This window comes from Streptomyces sp. FIT100 (genome assembly GCF_024584805.1).
Classification (GTDB): Bacteria; Actinomycetota; Actinomycetes; order Streptomycetales; family Streptomycetaceae; genus Streptomyces.
In genome coordinates this window covers 1,808,945-1,834,103 of sequence record NZ_CP075715.1, presented here as the reverse complement: position 1 = coordinate 1,834,103, position 25,159 = coordinate 1,808,945, and the positions used below count along the sequence as shown (strand labels likewise).

The 25,159-nt window shown below is 72.7% G+C and carries 17 protein-coding genes and 1 pseudogene; 7 read left to right on the top strand and 11 right to left on the bottom strand.

What is annotated here, in order from left to right; translation table 11 throughout:
• Window positions 1-51 precede the first annotated feature (51 nt).
• The 7 genes from KK483_RS07915 to KK483_RS07885 form a co-directional block, all read right to left on the bottom strand.
• Window positions 52-903 (bottom strand): CoA ester lyase, encoded by an 852-nt coding sequence (locus KK483_RS07915; RefSeq protein WP_262004497.1) that lies wholly within the window; start codon window positions 901-903, stop codon window positions 52-54.
• Window positions 900-2,150 (bottom strand): CaiB/BaiF CoA-transferase family protein, encoded by a 1,251-nt coding sequence (locus KK483_RS07910; RefSeq protein WP_262004496.1) that lies wholly within the window; start codon window positions 2,148-2,150, stop codon window positions 900-902. The genes KK483_RS07915 and KK483_RS07910 overlap by 4 nt, the downstream gene beginning before the upstream one ends.
• A 42-nt stretch (window positions 2,151-2,192) precedes the next feature.
• Window positions 2,193-3,107 carry a ribokinase gene (rbsK, locus tag KK483_RS07905; protein WP_262004495.1) on the bottom strand — a complete coding sequence of 305 codons (915 nt, stop codon included), beginning with the start codon at window positions 3,105-3,107 and terminating at the stop codon, window positions 2,193-2,195.
• Window positions 3,104-4,816 (bottom strand): ADP-ribosylglycohydrolase family protein, encoded by a 1,713-nt coding sequence (locus tag KK483_RS07900; RefSeq protein ID WP_399013624.1) that lies wholly within the window; start codon window positions 4,814-4,816, stop codon window positions 3,104-3,106. The genes rbsK and KK483_RS07900 overlap by 4 nt, the downstream gene beginning before the upstream one ends.
• A 221-nt stretch (window positions 4,817-5,037) precedes the next feature.
• Window positions 5,038-6,195, bottom strand: a complete 1,158-nt coding sequence (locus tag KK483_RS07895; protein WP_262004494.1) for an ADP-ribosylglycohydrolase family protein — start codon at window positions 6,193-6,195, stop codon at window positions 5,038-5,040.
• Window positions 6,196-6,357: 162 nt separating this feature from the next.
• Complete coding sequence (locus KK483_RS07890; protein WP_399013621.1) at window positions 6,358-7,743, bottom strand: ADP-ribosylglycohydrolase family protein; 1,386 nt, start codon at window positions 7,741-7,743, stop codon at window positions 6,358-6,360.
• A gap of 470 nt (window positions 7,744-8,213) precedes the next feature.
• On the bottom strand, window positions 8,214-9,224 hold the full coding sequence (locus KK483_RS07885) for an ADP-ribosylglycohydrolase family protein (RefSeq protein ID WP_262004493.1): 1,011 nt from the start codon (window positions 9,222-9,224) through the stop codon (window positions 8,214-8,216).
• A 240-nt stretch (window positions 9,225-9,464) separates the two neighbouring features.
• Between KK483_RS07885 and KK483_RS07880 the strand changes: the two genes are divergently transcribed.
• From KK483_RS07880 to KK483_RS07865, 4 genes and pseudogenes are all read left to right on the top strand, one after another.
• A complete protein-coding gene (locus KK483_RS07880) occupies window positions 9,465-10,193 on the top strand; it encodes a VIT1/CCC1 transporter family protein (protein ID WP_262004492.1) in 729 nt (242 codons plus the stop codon).
• Between the two features lie 432 nt (window positions 10,194-10,625).
• Entirely contained in the window at window positions 10,626-15,188 is a 4,563-nt protein-coding gene (gene gltB, locus KK483_RS07875) for a glutamate synthase large subunit (protein WP_262004491.1), read from the top strand.
• Complete coding sequence (locus tag KK483_RS07870; RefSeq protein WP_262004490.1) at window positions 15,181-16,641, top strand: glutamate synthase subunit beta; 1,461 nt, start codon at window positions 15,181-15,183, stop codon at window positions 16,639-16,641. The genes gltB and KK483_RS07870 overlap by 8 nt, the downstream gene beginning before the upstream one ends.
• Before the next feature lie 143 nt (window positions 16,642-16,784).
• Window positions 16,785-17,506, top strand: a pseudogene (locus tag KK483_RS07865) (VWA domain-containing protein).
• A gap of 18 nt (window positions 17,507-17,524) precedes the next feature.
• On the opposite strand, the gene KK483_RS07860 reads toward KK483_RS07865, so the two are convergent.
• Genes KK483_RS07860 through KK483_RS07845 form a run of 4 tightly spaced genes read right to left on the bottom strand, consistent with a single transcriptional unit; the run spans window position 17,525 to window position 21,747 of the window.
• Window positions 17,525-18,403, bottom strand: coding sequence for a terpene synthase family protein (locus KK483_RS07860; protein ID WP_262004489.1), 879 nt, complete (start codon window positions 18,401-18,403; stop codon window positions 17,525-17,527).
• Between the two features lie 2 nt (window positions 18,404-18,405).
• On the bottom strand, window positions 18,406-19,068 hold the full coding sequence (locus KK483_RS07855; RefSeq protein WP_262004488.1) for an acetoacetate decarboxylase family protein: 663 nt from the start codon (window positions 19,066-19,068) through the stop codon (window positions 18,406-18,408).
• Window positions 19,065-19,895 (bottom strand): SDR family oxidoreductase, encoded by an 831-nt coding sequence (locus tag KK483_RS07850; RefSeq protein ID WP_262004487.1) that lies wholly within the window; start codon window positions 19,893-19,895, stop codon window positions 19,065-19,067. The genes KK483_RS07855 and KK483_RS07850 overlap by 4 nt, the downstream gene beginning before the upstream one ends.
• 13 nt (window positions 19,896-19,908) lie before the next feature.
• On the bottom strand, window positions 19,909-21,747 hold the full coding sequence (locus KK483_RS07845; protein ID WP_262004486.1) for a prenyltransferase/squalene oxidase repeat-containing protein: 1,839 nt from the start codon (window positions 21,745-21,747) through the stop codon (window positions 19,909-19,911).
• A 142-nt stretch (window positions 21,748-21,889) separates the two neighbouring features.
• Here KK483_RS07845 and KK483_RS07840 point away from each other — a divergent pair, with 142 nt between their 5' ends.
• From KK483_RS07840 to KK483_RS07830, 3 genes are all read left to right on the top strand, one after another.
• Entirely contained in the window at window positions 21,890-22,915 is a 1,026-nt protein-coding gene (locus KK483_RS07840; protein ID WP_262004485.1) for a polyprenyl synthetase family protein, read from the top strand.
• 10 nt (window positions 22,916-22,925) lie between these two features.
• Window positions 22,926-24,410, top strand: coding sequence for a hypothetical protein (locus KK483_RS07835; RefSeq protein ID WP_262004484.1), 1,485 nt, complete (start codon window positions 22,926-22,928; stop codon window positions 24,408-24,410).
• Between the two features lie 181 nt (window positions 24,411-24,591).
• Complete coding sequence (locus KK483_RS07830; RefSeq protein WP_262004483.1) at window positions 24,592-25,095, top strand: pyridoxamine 5'-phosphate oxidase family protein; 504 nt, start codon at window positions 24,592-24,594, stop codon at window positions 25,093-25,095.
• The last annotated feature ends 64 nt before the right edge of the window (window positions 25,096-25,159 follow it).

Here is a 25,159-nt window from a genome sequence, read left to right as displayed (position 1 = left end):
GGCGGCCTTCGCCGTGCCCGGGGGCGGGCACCGGCATCCGCTCCGCGCCGGTCACGCGCCGCGGCGGGCCAGACAGAGGGTGCGGTGGGCCGTCGCCACCACCGCCGCGTCGACGAAGCGGCCGTCGGGCAGCGCCAGCGCCCCCGCGTCCGTCTCCGCCGCCTGGACGATCTCCTCCGCCTCCTCCACCTCCTCCTGGCTCGGCAGATAGGCGCGCTCGATGACGGGCAGCTGGCGGGGGTGGATCGCCGCCCGGCCCAGGAAGCCGACGGCGCGGCCATGGGCGCAGGACTCCGCCAGGCCGTCCAGGTCGCGGATGTCGGGGTAGACCGACTGCGTCGGCGGGGCCAGCCCGGCCGCGCGGGCCGCCACCACGATGCGGCTGCGCGGCCAGTCCAGGCCCCGGTCGTCCCGTACGCCCAGATCGGCCCGGAGGTCCGCCTCGCCGAGCGCGATGCCCCGCACCGCGGGGTCGGCGGTCGCGATCGCGTACGCGTGCTCGACGCCGGACGCGGACTCCAGCAGCGCGTAGAGCCCCGTCCCCGGTGCGAGCGCCGCCGGACGCCGGATGTCAGTGGCGTGTGTGACCTTGGGGATACGCAGGGCGGACAGGCCGGGTAGTCCGGCCAGCACCGCGATGTCCTGCTCTGCGTGGATCCGGACATGCACGGGCACCGGCTGGGGGGAGGCCAGCAGTTCGGCGGTCGCTTCGAGGGCGTACCGCTTGCGGTCGGGCGGGACCGCGTCCTCCAGGTCGACGATCACGATGTCGGCGCCGCAGGAGAGCGCCTTGCGGACGACATCGGGATGGTCCCCGGGGGCGTACAGCCAGGTGAGCGGGGTGGCTTCGGGGGTGATGCCGAAGTATTCGGCGCCAGGGGGGTGGTGGGCGTGGGCCGTCATAGCGCGCCTTCGTCGCGCAGCGCGGCGATACGGGCAGGGCTGTGCCCCAGCTCGCCGAGGACCGCGTCCGTGTCCGCGCCGTGCGGCCGGCCGGCCCAGCGGATGCCACCAGGAGTCTCGGAAAGGCGGAAGAGGATGTTCTGCATACGGATCGGCCCGAGCTCGGGGTCGGGCACCTCGGTGACGCTGTCCAGCGCGCGGTACTGGGGATCGTCCATCACATCGCGGATGTCGTAGACGGGCGCGACCGCGGCCTCCGCCTTCTCGAACGCGTCGAGGACCTCGTCGCGTGTGTGCCGGGCGATCCACGCGCCCACCGCCTCGTCGAGCACCTCGGTGTGCTCGGCCCGCCCGCTGCCCGTGGCGAACCAGGGCTCGGCCGTCAGCTCCGGGCGGCCGACCAGCCGCATGACGCGTTCGGCGACGGACTGGGCGGAGGTGGAGACGGCGAGCCAGGTGCCGTCGGCGGCCCGGTAGGTGTTGCGGGGGGCGTTGTTGCGGGAGCGGTTGCCGCAGCGCGGCTGGACGTAGCCGAGCTGGTCGTACCAGAGCGGCTGCGGGCCGAGGACGGTGAGGATCGGTTCGATGATGGCCATGTCGACGACCTGGCCGCGCCCGGTGGACGCGCGGGCGCTGAGCGCGGTCATGACGGCGTAGGAGGTGGCGAGCGCGGCGATCGAGTCGGCGAGGCCGAAGGGAGGGAGCGTGGGCGGACCGTCGGGTTCGCCGGTGATGGCGGCGAAGCCGCTCATCGCCTCGGCGAGCGTGCCGAAGCCGGGGCGATGGGAGTACGGGCCGAACTGGCCGAAGCCGGTGACCCGGGCCAGCACGAGACGGGGGTTGGCGGCGCTCAGCTCGTCCCAGCCGAGCCGCCACTTCTCCAGGGTGCCGGGGCGGAAGTTCTCGATCAGGACATCGGCGGTGGCGGCGAGCCGGAGAAGGGTCTCGCGGCCGCCGGGCGTGGACAGGTCGAGCGTGATGGTGCGCTTGTTGCGGCCGAGCAGCTTCCACCACAGGCCGACGCCGTCCCTGGCCGGCCCGTGCCCGCGTGACGGGTCGGGTCTGCGGGGGTGTTCGACCTTGATGACGTCGGCGCCGAAGTCGCCGAGCATCGTGGCGGCCAGCGGCCCGGCGAAGAGGGTCGCGAGATCGAGGACGCGCAGCCCGGCGAGCGGACCGGGTCCGGAGTCACCGGCGCTTCCCGCGGGATGAGGGGCGGCGACACCGTCGGCGTCGGGGTCGTGCATGGGGGCTCCAAGCTCCTTGCGAGGCTCCGGCAGGGCGGTTGCTCAGTGGTTGACCGGACTGTGGCCGGCGTCCGCCGCCTCGTCGATCTCCGGCCGGTACGGCATCGAGGACGAGGCGCCCGGGCGCTGGACGGAGAGCGCCGCGGCCGCCGAGGCCCAGGCCAACGCGGCGGGCATCGGCCTGCCCTCGACGATCGCCACGGCGAGGGCGCCGACGAAGGTGTCGCCCGCGGCGGTCGTGTCGACGGCGCGTACGCGCGGGGCGGGGACGGTGACGGGTTCCGCTCCGCGGGCGGCGTACAGGCTGCCCGCCGCGCCGAGGGTGATCACCACCTCGGGCACCTGGCGGAGCAGGGCCTCGGCGGCGGCGGCCGGGTCGGTGGTGCCGGCCAGGACGGCGGCCTCGTGCTCGTTCGGCACCAACAGGGTGGTGGCGGCGAGCAGTTCGGGCGGCAGGGGCTGGGCGGGCGCCGGCGTCAGGACGGTCCGTACCCCGTGGCGGCGGGCCGCCTCGGCACCGGCGATCACACCGGCGAGCGGGAGTTCGAGCTGGAGGAGGAGGGCGTCGGCGGAGGCGATGACGGCCTCGTCCCCGGGGGCGAGGTGGTCGACGGTGCCGTTGGCGCCCGGCACGACGACGATCGCGTTGCCGCCCTCGTCGTCCACGACGATATGGGCGGTGCCTGAGGGGCCCTCTGCGGTGCGCAGGAGATCCGTGTCGACGCCCGAGGCGTCGAGCGCGGCCCGCAGGCGCACGCCGAACTCGTCGGTGCCGACGGCCCCGATCATCGACACGTCGCCGCCGGCGCGGGCGGCGGCGACGGCCTGGTTGGCGCCCTTGCCGCCGGGGACCGTACGGAACTCGCGTCCCGTGACGGTCTCCCCGCGCTGGGGGGCCTTCGCGACGTAGGCGACGAGGTCCATGTTGGTGCTGCCGAGCACCACGATGCCGGTCATGGGCGGAGAACCTCCTGGAAGGTCAGGTGGGCGAGGGTGTCGAAGCCGGTGCCGTCGAAGCCGGCGACGCCGGTGGCGAGCCGGTTCCTGAGCGGAGCGGTCCAGCGCTCGGGCAGCCGGCCGGGGTGGCCGGCGAGCAGCCCGGCGAGGGATCCGGCGGTGGCGCCGTTGGAGTCCGTGTCCCAGCCACCGGACACGGCGCGGCAGACGGAGCCCGTGAAGTCGCCGTCGGCGTGGGTGAGCGCGGCGGCGAGGAGGGCGGCGTTGGGGACGGCATGCACCCAGTGGTACCTGCCGTGGGCGGCGTGCAGGCGGTCCACGACGTCGTCGAAGTCGGCGTGCGCGGCGGCGGTCCCGATGCCGTGGCGGACGGCCTCGGCGAGGCGGGAGCGGGGCGGCACGAACCGGAGGCCGGTGCGCAGGCACTGGTGCACGTCCGCGGCGCCGGCCGCCGCGTCGGCGAGCGCCGCCGCGATGAACATCGCGCCGTACACGCCGTTGGCGGTGTGCGTGAGCGACGCGTCCCGGTGCGCCTGCTCGGCGGCCGCCGCCGGGTCGCCCGGGTGCGTCCACCCGTGCACGTCCGCGCGGATGGCCGCGCCGATCCACTCGCGGAACGGGTTGCGGCGGGCGGCGGTGAGCGGCGGTTCGAGCCCGTCGAGGAGATTGCGGTACGCGACGCGCTCGGCGGTGAAGGTGCGGCCGGCGGGCAGCTCGTCCAGCCAGAGCCGGGCGACGTCGGCCGTGCGGAAGCCGTGTCCGTACCGCTGGAGGAGGAGCAGGTTGAGGAGGGGGTAGTTGAGGTCGTCGTCCTCGGGCATGCCGTCGATGTTCTCGGCGAGCGAGGTGGCGGCGGAACGGCGGTTCCAGGGGTGGGCGGCGAGCAGTTCGGCGGGCACGCCCTTCTCGGTGAACCAGGTGGTGAGCGGCCAGTTGCCCGCGGCGCGGGCGAGGGCGCGGATGGCGGGCAGGGGGAGCTTCTCGACGGGCTTGCCGAGGAGGCAGCCGACGGCACGGCCGAGCCAGGCGGCGTGCAGGCGGTCCTGGAGCGGGTCGGTGCCGTGCCCTGCCCCCGCCCCTTCCCGCTCCGGGGGCCCTGCCCCCGGCGCCCCCGGCCCCGGTCGCTCCGGCGCGCCGGCTTCGCCGCGCGAGGACCCGGTCCCGGCGGCCGACGGCGTCGGCGTCGGCGTTTCGCGCGAGACGACGCTCAACGATGTGTCCGGCTCGCCCGGTGTCCGGGCCCGCGGGGCAGTGGGCGTCGGCTCGGGTCGCCGCCGCTCGTGGGCGGGTACGGGTGCTCCCGGGCGGCTCACCGCGAGCGGCGCTGCGGGCTGCGACCAGTCGGGGCAGCTTGCGCGGATCTCGTCGAGCGGGGTCGGCTCCAGCTCGGCCAGGGGGCTGGGGAGTCCGGCCAGTTCGTCGAGGAGCCGGAGCGCCAGAGCACGGAGGTGCGGGGACGCCGCGGTGGGCGAGGCGCCCGCCGACGGTGGGGCGGGGGAGCCGCCCGCCGTGTGCCAGCGGGCGGCGAGGGATGTGGCGTCGCGGCCGTCCTCGGCGGCTTGGCGGAGCTCGTGGCCGATGAGGTCCTCGGGCTGGACCCAGGTGAGACGCACACCAGGGTCCATCCGACTCGCCGGGTCCGCCGGGTCCGCCGGGTTCAGCGGGCTCGCCGCATCGGCCGCCGGGTCCACCGGGTCGGCTGGGCTCATCGCCGGGCTGGCCGGGTCGGCCGCCGGGCCCACTGCGTGCGCTGGTTGGGCTGCCGGGTCGGCTGGGCTCATCGCCCGGTCTACCGGGCCTGCCGGGTCCCGCGGGTCCGCCGGGCTCTTCGCCCGGTCTACCGGGTCCGCCGGGTCCGCCAGATCGACCGGGTCCGCCGGGTCCGCCGGGCCGGCCGTCAGGTTCGCCGGGCTCACCGGGTTTGCCGGGCTCACCTGGCGTCGGCGTTCGTCAGGCGGGCGAAGGCCGCCTCATGGGCGCGGCGGCGTTCGGTGTCGCGGGCGAAGACCTCGTACGCGACCTCCGTCAGGGCCCGCGCCGGTGCGTGCAGGTCGAGTCGGCTGGCCTCGGCCACGGTCTTCGCCCAGCCGGGCGGGATCGGCTCCTCGCCGTACAGGGCGCCCGCGATCGCGCCGGACATGGTGGCGATCGAGTCGCAGTCGCGGCCGTAGTTGACGGAGCCGAGCACTGTGCGGCGGTAGTCGCCGTCGCCGACGAGCAGCATGCCCAGGGCGACGGGCAGTTCCTCGACGGAGTGCAGCCGCGAGGGGCGGCGGGCGGCGAGCGACGGCGCCCGGTAGTCGGGGCCGACGGTGTCGAAGGGCGCGACGGCCTCGCGCAGCGGACCCAGCGCCGACTCGAAGTCGCTGTGGCGGGCGGCCGCCTCGGCCACCGCCTCGATCGCCGAGCGGGTGCCGTCCTTGGCCAGCGCGAGGCACGCCTCGACGACGCCGCCAGGGGTCGCGTCCGGAGCGCAGGCCGCCGCGACCGCCGCCGCGAAGACCCCCGCGGCCTCGCGGCCGTACGAGGACTGGTGGGCGCCCGCGACGTCCAGCGCCTCGGCGTACGCGGCCGCCGGGTCGGCGGCGTTGACCAGGCCGACGGGCGCCATGTACATCGCGGCACCGCAGTTGACGATGTTGCCGGTGCCCGCCTCGCGCGGGTCGACGTGACCGTAGTGCAGCCGGGCCGCGAGCCACTTCTCGGCGAGGAAGATCCGCTGGAGGGGGAGCGCCTCCGCCTCCAGCTCCGGGATCCACCGCGGGTTGGCGATGAGGTCCGGAACGAGGTGGTCGGCGACGGCGTAGGCGTCGAGGTGGTCGCGTACGGTCGCGTAGACGCGGACGAGAGCGTGCGTCATCAGGGTGTCGTCGGTGACGTGCCCGTCGCCCTTGTGGTACGGCGCGATGGGGCGGGCCGTGCGCCAGTCGTCACCGTGCCAGGGGCCGACGATGCCGCTGACGCGGCCGCCGTGGCGTTCCACGATCTGCTCGGGGGTGTAGCCCTCGACCGGGCCGCCGAGGGCGTCGCCGACCGCCGCGCCGACGAGGGAGCCCGTGATCCGGTCATCGAGTGGTGTGAGTGCCATGCCGGAATTGTCCACCCGGGGGGTGGTCGCGGGCGGGGAAGCCGCATCGGGGATTCGTCATCGGGAGGGGCGAGTCAGGGTCTTCGTTCGGATCAGGCGGGATCAGCGAGCGTGCGTGCCAGGGCAGGGCGCGCGAGCCCGGCAGGATCCGAACGGCAGACCCTACGGGCGCAGCGTGTGCGCGAGGAGCCCGGCGAGCTCCACGAGGTCGGTGCCGGCGAGGCGGGGGAGGGCGCAGCCGGCGAGGGTGCGGCAGGCGTCGCGCCAGGCGGCGGGTACGGCCGCGCCGCCGCCGAGCGCGCCGGTCAGCGCCCCGGCAAGGGCGGGCGCGGAGTCGGCGACGCGGGAGAGGCAGGCGGCGGCGGGGATCGCGCCGACGGCGTCGCCCCGGGCCGCGGTGGCGAGGGCGAGGGCGACGGGGACGGTCTCGGCCGCGGCGATGCCGTAGCTGTAGACGTGGTCGACGATCTGGTGCTCCAGGAGCGGGACGAGGGAGAACGCGTCGTCGGCGCCGCGGGCGAGCTCGACGGCGTGCCGGGCGTTGCGGCCGATCTCGGTCGCGTCGGGCAGCTGGGCGAGGCCGGCGTCCACGGCGGCGTCGACGCGCGCCCCGCCGAGCGCCGCGGCGACGGCGGCGGCCATCGCGCGGGCGCCGTGGACGCCGTCGCCGTCCTGGGTGTAGCGGGCGTCGAACTCGGCGAGATCGGCGGCGGCTTGCGGGTTGCCGGGGTGCACGACGGCGAGGACTGCGGCGCGCGCACAGGCGGCGTCGTCGAAGTAGTGCGGGTTGTCGTGGCCGGTGGCGGGCGGGCGCAGACCGGTGGCCAGGTTGCCGAGACCGGCGCGTACGGAGATCCGGGCGCGCAGCGGCAGAACGGCGGACTCGACCTCGGGGGCGCGGGCGGCGGCCGCGGCGACCTTGCCGGCGAGGGAGTTCCAGGCGAGGTCGACGGCGGCGCGCATACGGCGCGTCAGATCGAGGCCGTCGAAGTGCTCACCGGCGCCGGCGCCCGCCGCGGTGAGCACGGTCTCGGCGGCGAAGGCCGCCCACTCGGCGTCGTCCGACGGGCCGAGGCGCAGCGGCTCGGGGGGCTGGTTGAGGGCGATGGGGACGGGGAGGGTCGTCGTGGCGTTCTGCTCGGCGAAGGAGTCCAGCTCACGGGTGAGCCGACGGGTCCACTCGGGCATCCGGGCGGCGCGGTGGCGCGCCGCCGGCCACCCGGCGGCGTCGCCCGCGGCGAGCCCGAGGAGGAGCCCCTCGATACGGCTCCGGTGCAGCTGCGCGGTGAGCGGCTGCGCGACCTCGACGGCGTGGGCGATGAGCGCGGCCGTGGCCGGGTGGGCCGGGGCGGACCCATCCCCCGGACCGGCCCTTCCCGGCCGTGCGGAGGTGGGGCTCCGCCATGTAGGGGGCAGCGCTTCGGCCGCCCGGTCCGGGCCGACCGCCTCGTCCGTCCCCGGACGGATCCTCGGATAACCGGCCGGTCGGCCCGGTCCCGGAGCCGGGTTGAGCGCTTCCGGCGGTCGGGGCGCCGTGCCGGCCGGCACCCCGGGCCCTGGTGCGACCGGTTGTGGCGCCCCGGAATCCGGTGCTTCGGGTGGGTTGCCGGGGGTGTGGGGCGGTGTCCTTGGGTTGGTCGGTCCGTTCGGCTCTTCGTGCGGGTGGGTGGTGGCCGGGTCGAGGCTGTCCTGCCCCGGCACCCCGGGCCCCGGTGCGACTGGTTGTGGCGTCCCGGGGTCCGGTGCTTCGGGTGGGTTGCCGGGGGTGTGGGGCGGTGTCCTTGGGTTGGTCGGTCCGTCCGGCTCTTGGTACGGGCGGGTGGTGACCGGGGTGCCGAGGCCGTCCTGCCTCGGCACCCCGGGCGGGCTGCCGGGAGTGTGCGGCGGCGCCACGGGTTCCGTCAGGGCCGTCGGCGGCGCGGGCGTGGGTGGGTCGGCCGGGTCGTCCGGGAGGGCGTCCGCGGTGAGGTCCGGGGCGGTGTCCGGAGGGTCCGTGGTGGGGCGGGGGGTCGGGTCGTCTAGCGGGCCGGGGGGCATGGGAAGGCCTCGGTGTCGTCGTCGGGGGTGAGGAGGTCGGCGATGTCCAGGACGTGGTAGCCGCGCATGGAGGGCAGGCAGCTGCCCCGTACCGGGCCGATGGCGGCCGACCACTCCGAGGGGATGGCCGAGGCGCCGGACATCGCCCCGGCCAGCGCGCCGGCGACCGCCGCTGTGGTGTCCGCGTCGCGGCCCATGTTGACCGCGGTCAGGACCGACGCGCGGAAGTCGCCGCGCGCCGCCGCGAACGCGCCGAAGGCGAGGCCGACGGCCTCGGGGGCGAGGTCCGTCCAGGGGTAGCCGCCGATGACGACCGCGGAGCGGACCGTGCGCTCGCGCAGCAGGGGGTCGGGCTCGGCCCGTTCCGCCGCGACGACCGCCCGCCGCATGGAGCGGGCGGTCCAGGAGTCCATCGGTACGACGGACAGCGCCGCGCCGATGATCCCGGCCGGCCCCTCGCCCGCCATCGCGGCCGCGACGCCCGCCGCCACCGCCTGGCCGCCGTAGATGCCCTCGCCGTCGTGGCTGACGCAGCCGTCGATCGCGACCAGCCGCGCGGCTTCGGCGGGGTCGCCCGCCGCGAAGACGCCGAAGGGCGCGGCCCGCATCGCCAGGCCGTCGCTCCAGGCGTGCCGGTGCTGGGCGGTGATGGGCGCGGCGAGCCCGCGGCGGAGGTTCTCCAGCGTTCCGCGCTCGCTGAAGCCCGCGCCACGGAACGGCCCCTCGTCGAGGTCCGCGATCCAGTGGTGCCAGGCGGTCTCGACATGTGAGACGGTCAGCGCGGAACCGTGCCTGGCGAGCAGCAGCCCGGAGAAGATCGCGTACTCCGTGTCGTCCGTGCCCGCGGGGCTGGCCGTCACGAAGCCCTCGATGCGGCCCCAGCGGCGCCGGATCTCGGAGGGCCGCATGTTCTCCGCCGGCGCCCCGAGCGCATCGCCGACCGCCAGCCCGAGCAGTGCGCCGCGGGCCCGATCGCATGCAATCCACTCCAACGCGTCACCCCTTCGTGCGGCACCGAGCCTGTTCTGGATCTGTGCCACGCCGGGCGCGCCGCGTGCCGTCGGAGGGCACCGTGTCACTCGGCTGACCGCAGGTAAGTAAAGCCTGCCTTGCTGGCGCGCCCCTTACATCGCGCGTATTTTCGAGGAGTCGGAAGACGGCGGCGTACGGGGTGTCCGTACGAACCGTCCTGGGGGCGACCGGTGCACACCGGAAGGGGCAAGGGGAGAGCTGTGTCCATCATCGAGACCGAGGCGACGCTTCACGAGGCGCACCGCGACAATCACACGCACCGCGATGTGAACGGCGGCTGGCTGCGTCCCGCGGTGTTCGGCGCGATGGACGGACTCGTCTCCAACCTCGCCCTGATGACCGGTGTCGCGGGCGGGGCCGTCTCCCAGCAGACCATCGTCATCACGGGGCTCGCGGGCCTCGCGGCCGGAGCCTTCTCCATGGCCGCCGGCGAGTACACGTCCGTCGCCTCGCAGCGCGAGCTCGTCCAGGCGGAACTGGACGTCGAGCGCCGCGAATTGCGCAAGCACCCGGTCGACGAGATGGAGGAGCTGGCGGCGCTGTACGTGGCCCGCGGGGTCGAGCCCGCGCTCGCCCGCGAGGTCGCCATGCAGCTCTCCAAGGATCCCGAACAGGCGCTGGAGATCCACGCGCGCGAGGAGCTCGGCATCGACCCCGACGACCTGCCGTCGCCGACCGTCGCCGCGGTCTCGTCGTTCGGTGCGTTCGCGCTCGGCGCCCTCGTGCCCGTACTGCCGTACCTCCTGGGTGCCACCACCCTGTGGCCCGCCGTGCTCCTCGCGCTGCTCGGGCTCTTCGCCTGCGGTGCGCTCGTCGCGAAGGTCACCGCGCGCGGCTGGTGGTTCAGCGGGCTGCGGCAGCTCGCCCTCGGTGGTGCCGCGGCCGCCGTGACGTACGCGATCGGGTCCCTGGTCGGGGCGGCTGTCTGACCTGTCTGACCTGGCCGTACGCCTTTGACCTGGCCGTACGCCCTTGACCTGGCCGTTCGTCCCGGGCGTACGGCTGTTCGCCAGGCTGTGACAAAGGTCCCGGTGCCCGATCCGGCCCGCTGGTGCGACACTGGCCATGGCGGCACACCAGCCGCTGTTACGCACCGGTTTCGAATCCGTGACCACCGGGCATGAGCCGTAAGCGCCGCGGGCAATGAAGCCTGCTTGCATCCGGGTACGTGGACGACGCATCTGTCCACGCCCGCCCCCACCTGCGCCGTTACCAGACCCCCATACGGCGGTGTCCGCATGTTGGAATGGGCTATCCGCTTCCCGGGAACCATCCCATCATGTAACCTGCACGAAATTTCAGCGGAGGGCCAACGTCGTCCCTCGGCACCGCCATATGCCACGACGACGACGGGAGAGCCGATGCGTTCCGACGCCTGGTCGCCCATGGACGGTCGCCCCGCCCCGCAGGGGATGTACGACCCCCGTAACGAGCACGACGCCTGTGGTGTCGGGTTCGTGGCCACCCTCACCGGTGTGGCCAGTCATGAGCTGGTCGAGCAGGCGCTGACCGTTCTGCGCAACCTTGAGCACCGCGGAGCCACCGGGTCCGAGCCCGACTCGGGCGACGGCGCCGGCATCCTGCTCCAGGTCCCGGACGCGTTCCTGCGCGAGGTCACGGACTTCGAGCTCCCCGAGGCCGGTTCGTACGCCGTCGGGATCGCCTTCGTCCCCACCGGCGACACCGAGAGCGACACCGTCTCACAGATCGAGACGATCGCCGCCGACGAGGGCCTCGCCGTCCTCGGCTGGCGCGAGGTCCCCGTCGCCCCCGAGCTGCTCGGCGCCACCGCCCGTTCGACGATGCCGGCCTTCCGCCAGCTCTTCGTCGCGGACGGGGAGAGCACGGGCATCGCCCTCGACCGCAAGGCGTTCGTGCTGCGCAAGCGCGCCGAGCGCGAGGCCGGCGTGTACTTCCCGTCGCTCTCCGCCCGCACCATCGTCTACAAGGGCATGCTGACCACCGGCCAGCTGGAGCCCTTCTTCCCGGACCTGTCAGACCGGCGCTTCGCCACCGCGGTGGCGCTCGTCCACTCGCGCTTCTCCACGAACACGTTCCCGAGCTGGCCGCTCGCGCACCCCTACCGCTTCGTCGCCCACAACGGCGAGATCAACACGGTCAAGGGCAACCGCAACTGGATGCGCGCCCGTGAGTCCCAGCTCGCCTCGGACCTCTTCGGCAGCGACAAGCTGGAGCGGATCTTCCCGGTCTGCACGCCGGACGCCTCCGACTCCGCCTCCTTCGACGAGGTCCTGGAGCTGCTCCACCTCGGCGGCCGCTCGCTGCCGCACAGCGTCCTGATGATGGTCCCCGAGGCGTGGGAGAACCACGACTCGATGGATCCGGCCCGGCGCGGCTTCTACCAGTACCACTCCACGATGATGGAGCCCTGGGACGGCCCGGCCTGTGTCACCTTCACCGACGGCACCCAGGTCGGCGCGGTCCTCGACCGCAACGGTCTGCGCCCCGGCCGCTACTGGGTCACCGACGACGGCCTCGTCGTCCTCTCCTCCGAGGTCGGCGTCCTCGACATCGATCCGGCCAAGGTCGTCCGCAAGGGCCGCCTCCAGCCCGGCCGCATGTTCCTCGTCGACACCGCCGAGCACCGCATCATCGAGGACGACGAGATCAAGGCCGCCCTCGCCGCCGAGCACCCGTACCAGGACTGGCTGGAGACCGGCGAGATCGAGCTCGAGGACCTTCCCGAGCGCGAGCACATCGTCCACACCCACGCCTCGGTCACCCGCCGCCAGCAGACCTTCGGCTACACCGAGGAGGAGCTGCGCGTCCTCCTCGCCCCGATGGCCCGCACCGGCGCCGAGCCGATCGGCTCCATGGGCACCGACTCGCCGATCGCCGCGCTCTCCGAGCGCCCCCGGCTGCTCTTCGACTACTTCACCCAGCTCTTCGCGCAGGTCACCAACCCGCCGCTGGACGCCATCCGCGAGGAGCTCGTCACCTCGCTGCGCTCGTCCCTCGGCCCGCAGGGCAACCTCCTGGAGCCGACCGCGGCCTCCTGCCGCTCGGTCACGCTGCCCTTCCCGGTGATCGACAACGACGAGCTGGCCAAGCTCATCCACATCAACGCCGACGGCGACATGCCCGGCATGAAGGCCGCCACCCTCTCCGGCCTTCACCGCGTCTCCGGCGGCGGCGACGCCCTCGCCGCCCGTATCGAGGAGATCTGCGCCGAGGCCGACGCCGCCATCGAGGGCGGCGCCCGGCTGATCGTGCTCTCCGACCGGCACTCCGACGCCGAGCACGCCCCGATCCCGTCGCTGCTGCTCACCGCCGCCGTGCACCACCACCTCATCCGCACCAAGCAGCGCACCCAGGTGGGGCTGCTCGTCGAGGCCGGTGACGTCCGCGAGGTGCACCACGTCGCGCTGCTGATCGGCTACGGCGCGGCCGCCGTCAACCCGTACCTGGCGATGGAGTCGGTCGAGGACCTGCTGCGCGCCGGTACGTTCATCGAGGGCGTCGAGCCCGAGAAGGCCATCCGCAACCTGATCCACGCCCTGGGCAAGGGCGTTCTCAAGGTCATGTCCAAGATGGGCATCTCGACCGTCGCCTCCTACCGAGGCGCACAGGTCTTCGAGGCCGTCGGTCTCGACGAGTCCTTCGTCGACCGGTACTTCAACGGCACGGCCACCAAGATCGGCGGCGCGGGCCTCGACGTCATCGCCAAGGAGGTCGCCGCCCGGCACGCCAAGGCGTACCCGGCCAGTGGCATCGCCCCGGCGCACCGCGCGCTGGAGATCGGCGGCGAGTACCAGTGGCGCCGCGAGGGCGAGCCGCATCTCTTCGACCCGGAGACCGTCTTCCGCCTGCAGCACGCCACGCGCACCAAGCGGTTCGACATCTTCAAGAGGTACACGGACCGTGTGAACGAGCAGTCCGAGCGGCTCATGACGCTGCGCGGCCTGTTCGGCTTCAAGTCGGGCCGCGAGCCGATCTCCGTCGACGAGGTCGAGCCGGTGTCCGAGATCGTCAAGCGCTTCTCCACCGGCGCCATGTCGTACGGCTCCATCTCCCAGGAGGCGCACGAGACCCTCGCCATCGCCATGAACCAGCTGGGCGGCAAGTCCAACACCGGTGAGGGCGGCGAGGACCCGGAGCGCCTGTACGACCCGGCGCGGCGTTCGTCGATCAAGCAGGTCGCCTCAGGCCGCTTCGGCGTCACCTCCGAGTACCTGGTCAACGCGGACGACATCCAGATCAAGATGGCCCAGGGCGCCAAGCCCGGCGAGGGCGGCCAGCTGCCCGGCCACAAGGTCTACCCGTGGATCGCGAAGACCCGGCACAGCACGGCCGGCGTCGGTCTGATCTCCCCGCCGCCGCACCACGACATCTACTCCATCGAGGACCTCGCACAGCTGATCCACGACCTCAAGAACGCCAACCCGGCCGCCCGCATCCATGTGAAGCTGGTGTCCGAGGTCGGCGTCGGGACCGTGGCCGCGGGTGTCTCCAAGGCCCACGCGGACGTCGTCCTGATCTCCGGCCACGACGGCGGCACGGGCGCGTCCCCGCTCACCTCGCTGAAGCACGCGGGCGGCCCCTGGGAGCTCGGCCTCGCCGAGACCCAGCAGACGCTGCTGCTCAACGGCCTGCGCGACCGTATCGTCGTGCAGACCGACGGCCAGCTGAAGACCGGCCGCGACGTCGTCATCGCCGCGCTGCTCGGCGCCGAGGAGTTCGGTTTCGCGACCGCGCCGCTCGTCGTCTCCGGCTGCGTCATGATGCGCGTCTGCCACCTGGACACCTGCCCGGTCGGCATCGCCACGCAGAACCCGGTGCTGCGGGAGCGGTTCAACGGCAAGGCCGAGTACGTCGTCAACTTCTTCCGGTTCATCGCGGAGGAGGTCCGCGAGCTCCTCGCCGAGCTGGGCTTCCGCACCCTGGAGGAGGCCGTCGGCCACGCCGAGGTGCTCGACACCACCCGCGCCGTGGACCACTGGAAGGCGCAGGGCCTCGACCTGGAGCCGCTCTTCTACGTGCCCGAGCTGCCCGAAGGCGCCGTCCGCCACCAGCTGGTCGAGCAGGACCACGGCCTGGAGAAGGCGCTGGACAACGAGCTGATCAAGCTGTCCGCCGACGCGCTGGCCGCGGCCACCGCCGAGGGCGCCCAGCCCGTGCGCGCCCAGGTCGCGATCCGGAACATCAACCGGACCGTCGGCACCATGCTCGGCCATGAGGTGACCAAGAAGTTCGGCGGTGCGGGCCTTCCCGACGACACCATCGACATCACCTTCACCGGCTCGGCCGGCCAGTCCTTCGGCGCCTTCGTGCCGCGCGGCGTGACGCTGCGCCTGGAGGGCGACGCCAACGACTACGTCGGCAAGGGCCTCTCCGGCGGCCGCGTCGTCGTCCGCCCGGACCGCGGTGCCGACCACCTGGCCGAGTACTCGACCATCGCGGGCAACACCCTCGCCTACGGCGCCACCGGCGGCGAGATGTTCCTGCGCGGCCGGGTCGGCGAGCGCTTCTGCGTCCGCAACTCCGGCGCGCTGGTGGTCTCCGAGGGCGTGGGCGACCACGGCTGCGAGTACATGACCGGCGGCCACGCCGTCGTACTCGGCGAGACGGGACGCAACTTCGCGGCCGGCATGTCCGGCGGCATCGCGTACGTCATCGACCTCGACAAGGACAACGTCAACGCCGGCAACGCGGGCGCCGTCGAGGCGCTGGACGACAACGACAAGCAGTGGCTGCACGACGTCGTGCGCCGCCACCACGAGGAGACGGGCTCCACCGTCGCAGAGAAGCTGCTTGCCGACTGGTCCGCGTCCGTGGACCGCTTCAGCAGGATCATCCCGACCACGTACAAGGCAGTGCTCGCCGCCAAGGACGCCGCTGAGCTCGCCGGTCTCTCCGAGCGTGAGACCACCGAGAAGATGATGGAGGCGGCGACGAATGGCTGACCCCAAGGGCTTCCTGACCACCGGGCGCGAGGTCGCCAGGACCCGTCCGGTGGGCGAGCGGGTGAGGGACTGGAACGAGGTCTACGTTCCCGGCTCCCTGCTGCCGATCATCAGCAAGCAGGCCGGGCGCTGCATGGACTGCGGCATCCCCTTCTGCCACAACGGCTGCCCGCTCGGGAACCTCATCCCCGAGTGGAACGACTACGCCTACCGGGAGGACTGGGGGGCCGCGAGCGAGCGGCTGCACGCCACCAACAACTTCCCGGAGTTCACGGGCCGGCTCTGCCCCGCCCCGTGCGAGGCGGCGTGCGTCCTCGGCATCAACCAGCCGGCCGTCACCATCAAGAACGTCGAAGTCTCCATCATCGACAAGGCGTGGGACACGGGCGACGTCAGGCCGCAGCCGCCGGAGCGGCTCTCCGGCAAGACCGTCGCGGTCATCGGCTCCGGCCCGGCGGGTCTCGCCGCCGCCCAGCAGCTGACCCGGGCCGGCCACACGGTCGCCGTGTACGAGCGCGCCGACCGAGTCGGCGGACTGCTGCGCTACGGCATCCCCGAGTTCAAGATGGAGAAGCGGCACATCAACCGGCGTATCGAGCAGATGCGCGCGGAGGGCACCAAGTTCCGCACGGGCGTGGAGGTCGGCCGCGACATCGACGCGGCGAAGCTGCGCCGCCGGTACGACGCCGTCGTCATCGCCGCCGGCGCCACGACCGCCCGCGACCTCCCGGTCCCGGGCCGTGAGCTGAACGGCATCCACCAGGCGATGGAGTACCTGCCGCTCTCCAACAAGGTCGTCGAGGGCGACTTCGTGTCCCCGCCGATCACCGCCGAGGGCAAGCACGTCGTCGTCATCGGCGGCGGCGACACCGGCGCGGACTGCGTCGGCACGGCCCACCGCCAGGGCGCGGCGTCCGTCACCCAGCTGGAGATCATGCCCCGGCCGTCGGACGACCGCCCGGGCCACCAGCCCTGGCCGACGTTCCCGATGCTCTACAAGGTGACGTCCGCGCACGAGGAGGGCGGCGAGCGGGTGTACTCCGTCTCCACCACCCACTTCGAGGGCGATGAGGACGGCAACGTCCAGTCCCTGCACCTCATCGAGGTCGAGTTCGTCGACGGCAAGCTGACGCAGAAGCCGGGCACGGAGCGGGTCATCCCGGCCCAGCTGGTCACCCTCGCCATGGGCTTCACCGGCACGGACGTCCAGAACGGCCTGGTCTCCCAGTTCGGCCTGGAGCTCGACGAGCGCGGCAACGTCGCGCGCGACGCGGACTTCGCGACCAACGTCGACGGCGTCTTCGTCGCCGGTGACGCCGGCCGCGGCCAGTCGCTCATCGTCTGGGCCATCGCCGAGGGCCGCTCGGCCGCCCGCGGTGTGGACCGCTTCCTGACGGGTGCGAGCGAGCTGCCCGCCCCCATCCGCCCGACGGACCGTGCGCTGACGGTCTGACCCGCCCTCACATTCGTCCCGTACAACGGCGTACGGAACTGATGCGGCGCCTGCCCCTGTCCCCGACCGGACGAAGGGCAGGCGCCGCTGCGTATGCTTCATCGGGGCCGATGGCCCGGCCCCTCGGCGAACGGAGACGCGGCATGGCGGCGATCGGCCTCCGCAGGATGGAGGAGACCGCCCCGGCCCTCGTCAGCCTCTACAAGAGCGCGGGCATCTCGCTGCAGAAGCACGGGCTGAACGGTCAGCGCGCGGCCGTCTACCTGGTCGTCGACCATTCCGGCTCCATGAAGCCGTACTACAAGGACGGCAGCGTTCAGGCTCTCGCCGACCGGGTGCTGGGGCTCTCGGCCCATCTCGACGACGACGGGCGGGTGCCGGTCGTGTTCTTCTCCACGGACATCGACGCGGAGACGGACATCGCGCTCGCCGACCACGAGGGCCGGATCGACCGGATCGTCGCCGGGCTCGGGCACATGGGCAGGACCAGCTATCACCTCGCATGGACGCGGTCATCGACCACTACCTCGACAGCGGCGCCACGGCCCCCGCTCTCGTCGTCTTCCAGACGGACGGCGGGCCGATCAACAAGCTCGCCGCGGAGCGGTACGTGTGCAAGGCGGCCAGGCTGCCGATCTTCTGGCAGTTCATCGGCTTCGGCGACCCCGGCAGCCGGCAGTTCGAGTTCCTGCGGAAGCTGGACGAGCTGGCCGTTCCGGCGAAGCGTCCCGTCGACAACGCGGGCTTCTTCCACGCCGGCCAGGACCCGCGAAAGGTCCGGGACGACGAGTTGTACGACCGGCTCGTGGCCGAGTTCCCGGTATGGCTGGCGACCGCGCGGGCGCTGGGCATCGTGCGCCCGTGATTCCGCGCGGCGTCACTGTCAGACCGCTGTATCGAGGGACGGCGGAATACCGACGAAGAGGCCGACCGCCCGGTCGAGCATGACCGCGCAGCCGTGGGGATCCGCGCCGAGAAAGGGGCGCAGCACTTCCCGGCAGCGCCCGGTATGGGCGGCGACGCGCCGCCGGGCTTCGTCCTGCGCCATCCCGAGCATGATGGCGTTGATGTCTCCGGCGGCCCGTTCGCGCCGATGCGACGCGAGGTCATTGGCAAGCCGGACGGCGTACTCCGCATGCGACAAAGCCTCGGCCAGCGCCGTGAGTTGGGAGACGGCGTCCTTCCGTCCTTCGGCGATGCACAGGTTGAGCGCGAACACCTCGACCAGGATCGATCCGGTGCTTCGGGCCAGATAGTCCTCGACCGACGGAGCGGGCAGACCGCTGGCGATGTGATGCCGGGCCTCGCACTCGAAGAGGGTGGCGGACAGCACACGGTCCAGGGAGCGGTTCCAGGCGCGTGCGTGGGCAGCGGGAAGTCGTGGTCCGGCGACACCGGCCCGGACCGCCGCGAGGGCACCGACGATGGGATCCGCGGTGTCAGGGGGTTCGCCGGTGAGCACGCGGCGGCATACGTCGATGAGCGTGGCCACCTCCTCCGGGGAGGTCTCCTTGTTGTCCGCGTAGTCGTCGAGGGCGCAGCACCAGGCAACAACCCGTGCGGTGGGCGCGAGCTCTTCGGGACCGAGCCAGGGCGCGATGAAGGGGGTGAACACACTGATCACGTTCTGCCGGACATCGGACACGATGCTGCCGTGCCGTTGGTTCCATGAGCGCAGGTCAGAGATGAGGTCGACGGCGTGGGCGCACACGGAGGCGCAGGCCGCCGGGTCGAGCGGCCGGTCGGCTTGGTCATGGGTCATGGTCACGTCCTTGACGGTTGTCCGGTGGCGTCGACGGGGCCGAGCGCCCGTCCGGTGGGGAAGGTGAATCGGCAGCGCACCGACCCGAGTGCGCCCAGGTGCGTGCCTGTGATGGGAGGCAAGGGCGCGGACCAGCGGCGGATTTCGATCGTCGCCGGGGCGAGCCGGGCCCGCATGCGACCCGGGAGGAAGACGCGCTGGTCGCCGACCTGACCGAAGCCAGTGGCCGGCAGGGGCAGGGGCAGGGGTCGCAGAATCCAGTTCGCGGCAGGGCGGACCATGAGCTCGGCGAGCGGAGAGGCACCCGAGCGGATGCACACTGCAGGGCCGTCCCACTCGAAGCTCGCCAGTTGTTTGGGGATGCCCCACAGACGGCGCCCGCCCCACAGCGACGCGGGCTCGTCGACCCAGACGTGCTGGGCGAGCATGCCGATCCTGTGCCCGCGGCGCACGAGGGAGCCCACGGCCAGTTCGTCGTAGCGCAGTGTCCCGGTCCCGTACCGGACGAGCCCGATGACCAGACGGCGCGCCCTGCCCACGGCGTTCAGGTCGGAGGGGACGGCGATCTCATGAGAGCACTCGGCGGCGGCCATCCACAACTGTCCTGTGACGTGCCACGGCGGCGGTGGATAGGGGACTTCAGGGGGCAGATCCACATGCGTCATCGAGGCTTCCTCTCACCCTGGTGCCACGGCACGGCACCGAAGTCCTTTCGGGCCGCACCGCCCACGGCGGTGAGCCGGCGGAAGACCGTGGGGGCGCACCCGTACAGGCCGTACAGAAGCGGCAGATACGCGGGGATGTCGACGACCGGACGCGGGCGCTCCAGAACCCGGATGACCGAGCCGGCGACCTGAGACGGTGTCAGAGTCGGTAGGAAGTCGGTGATGCGCGGCATGACGCGGGAGGGCACGTGTCGGCGGAAGAAGTCGGTCCCACCGACGGTCACGGGGCGGATCAGAGTGGTATGCACCGGCGTGCCGGTCAGCTCTGCCTGCAGCACGCGGATGAACGCCTCGACTCCCGCTTTCACCGCGGCGTAAGCGGCGGAGGACGGAGGAATCGGAACGCGGCTGATGGCCGAGCCCATGGCGATGATGTGCCCGTACCCTCCGGCCCGCATCAGCGGCACGACCGCTTTCGTGGCGTAGACCGTCGCGAGCAGACCCACCTGAACGGTCTGTTCGATCTCGTCCCATGACATCGACTCAAGGTCGGTCCAGCGCACGTAGGCGCAGTTGTTCACCAGGACATCGACGCGGCCCTCGCGACGGTGCACGCCGGCTATCCATTCCTGGCTCTGCTCTCGCACCGCGGCGTCGCAGCGCGAGAGATGGATCGCTCCCCCGGGGGGCCGGAGAGCGGCCAGGGAGGTCGCCCGCTCCAGGTGCTCGCCGGAGATGTCGCAGGCATGCACGATCGCGCCGCGATCGGCGAGCGCTGTGGCGATGGCCCAGCCGATGCCTTGCGCGCCACCGGTGACCAGGCACACTCTCCCGGCATGGTTATGTCGCATGCTTGTGCTCCTTCAGATACTGGGTGAGCGCGAGCGTGGGGAAGACGACGGGATAGCAGCGGTAGCGGATGGGCGACCGCCAGGGCATACCCGTTCCGGTGTACTGGGGCTCCTGCCACGTGCCGTCGGACAGCTGGCGCCGCACAAGCCAGTCCACTCCGCGGCGGACGGCCGGTCCGTCCGCCGCTCCGGCAGAGAGCAGCCCCTGCAGCGCCCAGGCGGTCTGCGAGGCGCTGGACTCTCCCCGGCCGCGCCACGCGGCATCCAGGTAGGAGCGATGGTCTTCGCCCCACCCCCCGTCGGGGTTCTGGTGGCTCAGCAGCCAGACGGCTCCGCGGCGGATGGCCGGGTGATCGCGGTGCAGCCCGGAGGCGCGGAGCGCGGCGAGCCCGGCGCTCGTGCCGTAGACGTGGTTGCAGCCCCAGCGTCCGTACCACGAGCCGTCGTACTCCTGTGCACGCAGAAGCCAGTTCGCTCCCGCGTGCACGACGTGGGCGTACTGCGGACCCTCGGCGGCCAGGGCCTCCACGGCGTGAGCTGTGACGTCCGCGGTGGTCTCGTCGAACAAGAGCGCGGGGGTGTCGGTGATGCGCAGCCGTCGCAGCGGCGTCACCGCGGTGTCGGCGTCGAACGCGGCCCAGCCGCCGTCGCCGCACACCATCCCGGACAGCCAGCGCAGTCCGCGGGACACGGCCCCGTCCGGTGCGGTGGACGATGCCACCGCACGCAGGGCCCGCACGACCAGTGCCGTGTCGTCACAGTCCGGGTAGTGGGCGTTGGCGAACTGGAAGGACCAGCCACCGGGTGGGAGCCCGGGCCGGTGCACCGCCCAGTCGCCGGTCCCCTCGCACTGCCGGCCGAGCAGCCAGGCCGCGGCGCGGGCCAGCGACGGATCGCCCGCCGGCACCCCGGCGGCGCGGAGTGCCAGGATGACGTGCGCGGTGTCCCACACTGGTGAATGGGAGAAGCGAACGCGCCGCATCGGGCCGTCGTCGTCGGCGAAAGTATCGAGACCGGCGAGCGCGGACCGCATCAGCGGGCCGACGGCAGACTCTCCCAGCACGTGGAGGGCCAGGAGCGTGTGCACGGTGGTCGCGTGTACCCCTCCCCAGCAGCCGTCGACGTCCTGCCGTTGCCTCATCCACGCCTGCATCGCCCTCAGGGCGCGGCACCGTAACGGGGCGTATGGCGGACGCCGCCTGCCCGTTCGGGTGGCCGGGGCGCGCCAGCCCGGCAGCTCGGCCAGGTCGAAGCCGACAGGCCACACCGGACGCAGTGCCCCCAGGATGGAGACTGCGACGATCACCTGGCGGGCCCAGGAGGCGACTTCGTAGAGGCTGGCACGGGTGCGGCGGGGCAGGAGGAAGAGCTCGGGCGGAAGGGTGCGAACCTTCTCCCACGGCCACAGCCCGGCCAGAGCCAGCCACAGACGAGCCGAGTTGCGGCACCGCTCCAGGCCGCCGAGACGGGCGATACCGTCGGCGGCGGCCCGCATGTGCGGCCGGCTCGGGGCATCGCCCGCGAGCCGCAGCGCGGCGTAGGCGATGACCGTGGCGGAGATGTCGTCCGGCCCGCCGTGGAAGCCGGGCCACCCGCCGTCCCCGCTCTGGATGGAGCGGATCCATGCCGCCGTGCGCGTCGTCTCACGGGCAGTACGTACGCCGAGGAACTCTCGCGCCAGCAGGTCGTGCGCGCCCACGGTGACCTTGTTCTCGACTCCGTAGTGCCAGTAACCGTCGGCGGACTGCGCCGCCAGCATGGCGACGCGTGCTCGTGCCACCGCCATGGCGGCGCGCTCCGGAAGTTGCGACAGCGCCTGGTCGATCATCCTTCCAGTGCAGCTCACCGGGGAGGCCGCGGGAACAGTGATCGCCACCGGCTGTGTTGAACCTGTTGAGATCAACTCCTTCAACACGCTCGTGTCCCAAGACGGTTCCCGCGCACGGGGCAGAACGGCTGCACTGGTTCGCATGTCCCATGCGACCGTGCTCGGTCTCGATCTGCTCGCCCGTGCCAAGCCCCTGGTGGAGCCCGCCCTCAAGGAGGCCGTGGCGGGGCTGCACCCCACACTCGCCCGGATGAGCGGATACGCCTTCGGGTGGTGCGCCGCCGACGGATCACCCGCCCCCGCACCCGGCGGCAAGGCCGTCCGCTCCGCACTCGCGCTGCTCGCTGCGCAGGCAGCCGGCGGCACCGCGCGGGATGCGATACCCGCCGCAGTCGCCGTTGAGCTGGTGCATGGCTTCTCGCTGGTACACGACGACATCATGGACGGCGACGAGATACGCCGGGGTCGCCCGACCCTGCGGAAGAAGTTCGGCTCCGGGCCCGCCGTGCTCGCCGGGGACGCGATGATGGTGCTGGCCCTGAAGGCTGTCGCCCGCACAGGCGTGGAGGCGTCGTACGACGAACTGGTGCACGCCCTCGACGCCATGGCGCGCGGCCAGGCCGAAGACATCGCCTTTGAATCCCGCCCCTTCACCGGCCCCGCGGCGGTCACCGTGGACGAGTACCTGGCCATGGCCCGGGACAAGACCGGCGCCCTGCTCGGATGTGCCGCCGGGATGGGCGCCGCCATCGCCGGGGCAGATCCCGACGCGGTCGCGGCCTATCGCCTGTACGGCAGCGAGCTCGGCCTGGCCTTCCAGATCGTCGACGACATCCTCGGCATCTGGGGGGACCCCCACCGCACGGGCAAACCAGTTGGCTGCGACCTTGTCCGCGGCAAGAAGACCCTCCCCGTGCTTGAGGCTCTCGCGTGCGGCGACGCGGCTTCGACCCGCCTCGCCCGGCTCTTGCCGCGCCGCCTCACCAGCGCGGATCTGCGCACTGCCACCAGCCTCATCGAACTGGCCGGTGGCCGCCGTCATGCCGGGGAACATGCCCGCACGCACTACGAACGCGCCTTGTGCGCCCTTGGATCGGCCACACCTCGGCCAGGCCCTGCCGACGACCTGGCCGGACTCGCGGACTATCTGCTCCACCGCAGCATGTGAGGAGAGACTGGTGGACACAGCCGAGGAGCTGTTCAAGCGGATGGCAGCCGAGCCGCGCGGGCGCTCTTCGCCGTCCCTCTACGAAACGGCCCGACTGCTCTCGCTCGCGTCCTGGCTGCCGGGCCATGCTGCACGGCTTCGGTACGTGCTGAAGGAGCAGCGGCCGGACGGCCTGTGGGGCGGTCCTGGTGGGTACGCCCTCGTGCCGTCGCTCAGCGCGGTGGAGGCTTTGCTGACAGTCGTACGGAGGGACCGAGCCGCTGGCACGGCGTCAGTGGTCGGCGCTGCCGCGCGCGGGCTGCGTGCGGTGGCGGGACTGCTCAGGCGCCACCCCGTGGCCACGCTGCCGGACACCGCCGCGGTTGAAATGATCGTCCCCGGACTGACCGAGGACATCGAAGGCCATATGCGGGCGCTGCGGACGGAACCTCTCGACGGGTTGGCGCCAGTGGAACTGCCCTCGAACGTGGACGCCTTGGCGTTCGACCGGGTCCGGCGGCGGCTAGCCGCCGGTGCCTCCCCGCCTCGTGCCCTTTTGTTCTCACTGGAGGTGCTGGGCGAGGCCGCGGCGTCGGCTGTCGACTCCCTTGCCCCGGCGGACCGCAGCATGTGCGCCGCTCCCTCCGCGATGGCGGCATGGCTTCGTGTGCGGCACGACCCCGTCATGCGCAGTCGGCTCGAAACGCTCGCCGCAGCCGGGCCCGTGCCCATTGCGGCGTCCCTCTCCGTGTTCGAACGTTCCTGGGTGCTGGCCTGGCTCCTGGGAGCGGGCGTGCGCGTGTCACCTACAGATGTCGTCGTACAGGCGCTGGAAGACGCGCTGGACCCGGCCAGCACATCGGCGGGCGAGGACCTGCCTCCGGACGGGGACGTCACCCCGGCCATCCTGCATGCGCTTGCCCTCGTTGAGCGGCCCCAGGCTCTCGATGCCCTCCGGAGGTTCGCGACGCCCACCCACTTCGCCTGTTATCCCGGGGAGAGGACGCCCTCGGCCACGGTCAACGCCCATGCGCTGGAGGCGCTGGGCAGTTCATCCGTGAACGCCGGATGGCGTGAAAGCGCCGCGGGAAAGGTCACCACCTGGCTGACCGGGCAGCAACGCGCAGGCGGCTATTGGGAGGACAAGTGGCACGCCTCCCCCTACTACGCCACGGTGTGCTGCACGCTCGCCCTGCACCGGTACGGCGGTCCACAGGCCCAGGCCGCGGTCCGGCGTGCCAGGGCTTGGGTGACCAACGCCCAGCGATCGGACGGGGGCTGGGGAATATGGGGGTCAACGCCCGAGGAAACCTCGTACGCCGTCCGGATCCTGCTTGCCACGGGACACCCGGCGAGTGCCGCCTCACGCCGGGGCGCCGGCTTCCTGCGGGCCACCGAGGACGTACCCCACCGTCCACTGTGGCACGCCAAGGAGCTCTACACCCCGGGCACGATTGTCGACGCATCGGTGCTCGCGGCCCTGCACCTGGCAGAGGAAGCCGAGAGGGTGCGATGACGGTCTTCGGCGGTACCGGCGGGGCTGTCCCCCCGCCGGATGGGGCTGTCCGGCCCTGCGCCGGCGCGGGACCGGCGCGGTCTGCGGAGGCCGGCGCCGGATGGGACCGGTGCAAGCAGCAAACGCGGCAGGGGATGAATACCCGACAGGAGATGTCGGGTATTCCAGGTTTCCTGGAACCATGAACAACAGCTGGGCAGACTTCCAGGCGGCGGAGCCCGACTTCGCCGCGACCACGCGGCAGCGCTTCGAGAAGTACACGCACCACGTCCTCGCGACGATCCGCAAGGACGGCTCTCCGCGGGTGACCGGGCTTGAGGTCACCTTCCGGTTCGGGGAGCTGTGGCTCGGGATGATGCCGAACTCGCGCAAGGCGCAGGACCTTCAGCGGGACCCGCGGTTCGCGGTCCACGCGAATCCCGGGGCCGACGCGTCCATGGACGACGGGGACGTGCGGATCGGCGGACGGGCGGTCGAGGTGACCGACCCGGAGGCGATGGCCCGGTTCCAGGAGGCGACCGAGGCACCCCAGCCGTTCCATCTGTTCCGGGTCGAGCTGACCGAGGTCGTACGCGTCGGGGTCGAGGGGGACGAACTCGTCGTACGGACCTGGCGGCCGGGCCGGGCGCTACGGACGATCCGGCGCGGCAACGACGACGGTCCGCCGCGCACGGACCCCTCATGACCTCGCCCGTGAGCGCCCGCTGCGAGTCTTGCGGGCGCCGCTGATTCCGCCGTTCCCTGCAGGG

Excerpts from the sequence above, each read along its gene's own strand:
- gltB (WP_262004491.1), top strand. The coding sequence starts at position 10,626 with ATGCGTTCCGACGCCTGGTCGCCCATGGACGGTCGCCCCGCCCCGCAG.
- KK483_RS07840 (WP_262004485.1), top strand. The coding sequence starts at position 21,890 with ATGTCCCATGCGACCGTGCTCGGTCTCGATCTGCTCGCCCGTGCCAAG.
- KK483_RS07855 (WP_262004488.1), bottom strand. The coding sequence starts at position 19,068 with ATGACGCATGTGGATCTGCCCCCTGAAGTCCCCTATCCACCGCCGCCG.
- KK483_RS07860 (WP_262004489.1), bottom strand. The coding sequence starts at position 18,403 with ATGACCCATGACCAAGCCGACCGGCCGCTCGACCCGGCGGCCTGCGCC.
- KK483_RS07910 (WP_262004496.1), bottom strand. The coding sequence starts at position 2,150 with ATGCACGACCCCGACGCCGACGGTGTCGCCGCCCCTCATCCCGCGGGA.
- KK483_RS07870 (WP_262004490.1), top strand. The coding sequence starts at position 15,181 with ATGGCTGACCCCAAGGGCTTCCTGACCACCGGGCGCGAGGTCGCCAGG.
- KK483_RS07830 (WP_262004483.1), top strand. The coding sequence starts at position 24,592 with ATGAACAACAGCTGGGCAGACTTCCAGGCGGCGGAGCCCGACTTCGCC.
- KK483_RS07900 (WP_399013624.1), bottom strand. The coding sequence starts at position 4,816 with ATGAGCCCAGCCGACCCGGTGGACCCGGCGGCCGATGCGGCGAGCCCG.
- KK483_RS07895 (WP_262004494.1), bottom strand. The coding sequence starts at position 6,195 with ATGGCACTCACACCACTCGATGACCGGATCACGGGCTCCCTCGTCGGC.
- rbsK (WP_262004495.1), bottom strand. The coding sequence starts at position 3,107 with ATGACCGGCATCGTGGTGCTCGGCAGCACCAACATGGACCTCGTCGCC.
- KK483_RS07845 (WP_262004486.1), bottom strand. The coding sequence starts at position 21,747 with ATGATCGACCAGGCGCTGTCGCAACTTCCGGAGCGCGCCGCCATGGCG.
- KK483_RS07915 (WP_262004497.1), bottom strand. The coding sequence starts at position 903 with ATGACGGCCCACGCCCACCACCCCCCTGGCGCCGAATACTTCGGCATC.